The sequence below is a fragment of the Acetobacter sp. P5B1 genome (assembly GCF_018811985.1).
Taxonomy (GTDB): domain Bacteria; phylum Pseudomonadota; class Alphaproteobacteria; order Acetobacterales; family Acetobacteraceae; genus Acetobacter; species Acetobacter cerevisiae.
In genome coordinates this window covers 1-2,466 of sequence record NZ_JACRVS010000061.1, presented here as the reverse complement: position 1 = coordinate 2,466, position 2,466 = coordinate 1, and the positions used below count along the sequence as shown (strand labels likewise).

At 37.4% G+C, this 2,466-nt stretch carries 1 protein-coding gene and 2 pseudogenes; 1 reads left to right on the top strand and 2 read right to left on the bottom strand.

Going from position 1 to position 2,466, the window contains the following annotated elements; translation table 11 throughout:
- Window positions 1-185: pseudogene (locus KP703_RS15235) on the top strand (IS5/IS1182 family transposase); the annotation flags it as partial.
- 248 nt (window positions 186-433) lie between these two features.
- Here the strand turns inward: KP703_RS15235 and KP703_RS15230 are convergent.
- On the bottom strand, window positions 434-2,152 hold the full coding sequence (locus KP703_RS15230; RefSeq protein WP_215755536.1) for a hypothetical protein: 1,719 nt from the start codon (window positions 2,150-2,152) through the stop codon (window positions 434-436).
- A 200-nt stretch (window positions 2,153-2,352) separates the two neighbouring features.
- Window positions 2,353-2,466 (bottom strand): annotated as a pseudogene (locus KP703_RS15225) (IS5/IS1182 family transposase); the annotation flags it as partial.

Here is a 2,466-nt window from a genome sequence, read left to right as displayed (position 1 = left end):
CCAACGCCGGAAAATCCGTTATCCGGTCGCGTGTCGAGCATGTTTTTGCCGATCAGAAATCGCAGACAGGACTGTTCGTCCGAACCGTAGGCATAACGCGAGCCACCATGAGGATCGGGCTGGCCAATATCGTCTATAATATGCGCCGATTTCCCCTCCTGGAGCGGAGTAACGCCGCCGCGTAGCAATCCAGAGCATGAAACCATCACTCTGCTCAAAACGCAGAGCGAAAATCAGCTCCAGGAACTAGTAATCAACACGCCAAAAATCTGAAATCAGGCAAAAGGGGAATCAATCAACAGTTCTTCGAACCCTCCAATTTATAAATTAAAATTATTATTTTGGCGCAGATAAGATAAATTTTATTATTTGTTATGTAATTATGCTGCGCCAAAATTATAACTCGAATATAGTATGTAGTTATGGGGATAAATTAGGAACGGTTTCTTTTGTAACCAAGAAAAATTCCTTTTTTTTGATAATGATCAAAAACAGATTTGTAATATCCGAGAGACACTTCTAACGCGGCATCAGGATATGTTATTGTGTAGAATTCATCATCGAAAAAGTAAGGTCGATATCCATGATGTATTCCATGATGTATATAATGATCTAGTGCACTGGGAATTCCGTTATTAATCCCATTTCGAGCATCTTCATAAGTGTTAAGATAAAAATCTTTGTCGAAATCTTTTAGTAAGGGTTGTTCAGGCCAAGAACTACGTGCTCTGTCTAAAAGGTTTTGGACCTCTTGATGTGTCATAAATCGAGCATAACGGGCCATATAATTTTGTTTTTCAAAGAATTTGGATGAATTATTATATAGATTTTCGGCCCAGCAAAAAGGTAATAAGACATAACGAAAGACGCTCTCGGATAGATCGAGAAAATTCTGTAATTTATTTTGATTGGGATTATACATAGCATTAATAGGGATGTATATTCTATTTGCATAACTCAGCCAAGCGGCTAACCAAGAAAATGTACTTACAGAAATAGCAATATTTTTTGAGTTTCGCAGAACATCAAAGTCATGTTCTGCACCTTTTCCCTGAATAAATGGTGCATTTGGGAACATCTTTTTCAATGATGCAATGTATGCATTATCCTCTACCTGCCCATAAAAAACCGGTGAAAGGCCGCTATCTTCTAATATCATTTTATAGTATTCTGGAGGTAAAACAATATAATTTCTATGCTCTCCGTAGAGAATTTCATTGGCACGTATGTTGCAAACTAAAATATCATCTCCAAACCCATCAGCTTTTATTTTCTTTTTTGTTGGTCCAAGTATTTTTCTACTTTCTTCCCTTGAGGGTAGGAATTCAACATTATAACAAAATGCATCTTGAAACAAAGATGTAATGACTCCACGCTTTAAGCAATCGGCTAAACCAGGCACATCAATCCAAAAACGAGACCATCCTAGTCTACACATTTCCAAAGGGGGGAGTTCTTTTGTGGGTGTGTAAATTCCCCATTCTGGTAAATGTATATTTTGTATTTCTAAACTAGGAACTTCTTTTTTTATACGGCAAGCAACAAGATATTCTAAAGCGCGATTGGCTGCATTTCCCATAGGGACGACCCAAATTTTGGGAGTGTTAAAATAAGAATCTGAAAATTTCGAATAGTAGATATTGTGATTTAGGCTGCAAAAGTATTTTTTTTCTATTTTTATGAAGTTGTCATGGAATATATATTTTATATTTTCTATTTTTGTTTTGTATTTTCCTATATTTACATGAAAGTTGGAGGAGAAATTAATAAAACCTCTTTGTATGAAAGAGTTTCCTTCCGTTTGTTCCCACGCATTTTTTGCTGCGTGCCAAATTTTAAGAAAATCATTTACAGGAAGGATTTGAAATTTTTCCCAATCATTTAAATGTTTTGCTGAAAATACGGCGACTGCATTCGGATAGACAGTTAAATACAAGTCACTCTTGTAAAAACAAAAATAATCTCCTTCTTTCTTTATGAAGGAATTTTCTAATAAACTTTCTGAAAAAATTTTCACATCATTAATATTTTCTATTTTTTGAACAGTAGATAGTTTTACGGAGCTGCTTTCAATGTCATGAACCACAACGAATCCATGCCAGCTAACAAGAACATACCCAGTAGCAATGGATTTTATTTGCAAAGATTCCATGTGATAATTCCTTAGATAGTGTGGCCTTTGATTTTATATTGTGCCGTAATATAAGGCAATATAAGCTGGAGGGATCGAAGAACCGTTGGTTGATGCGCCTGGCTCGTGATTTCAGGGTTTTGGCGATTTGATTGACGGTTTTTGGGGTAGCTTTTGATCTGCGTTTTGAGCAGATCGGGGACTGCCCTCCCGCTGGATGACTACGCGCTCGCGTTCAACCTTTCGAGGAAGAGGAAGCGGCGCATGTTGTAGACGATATTGGCCAGCCCGATCCTCATGGTGGCCCGGGTGATACCGACAGTTCGGATGAACAA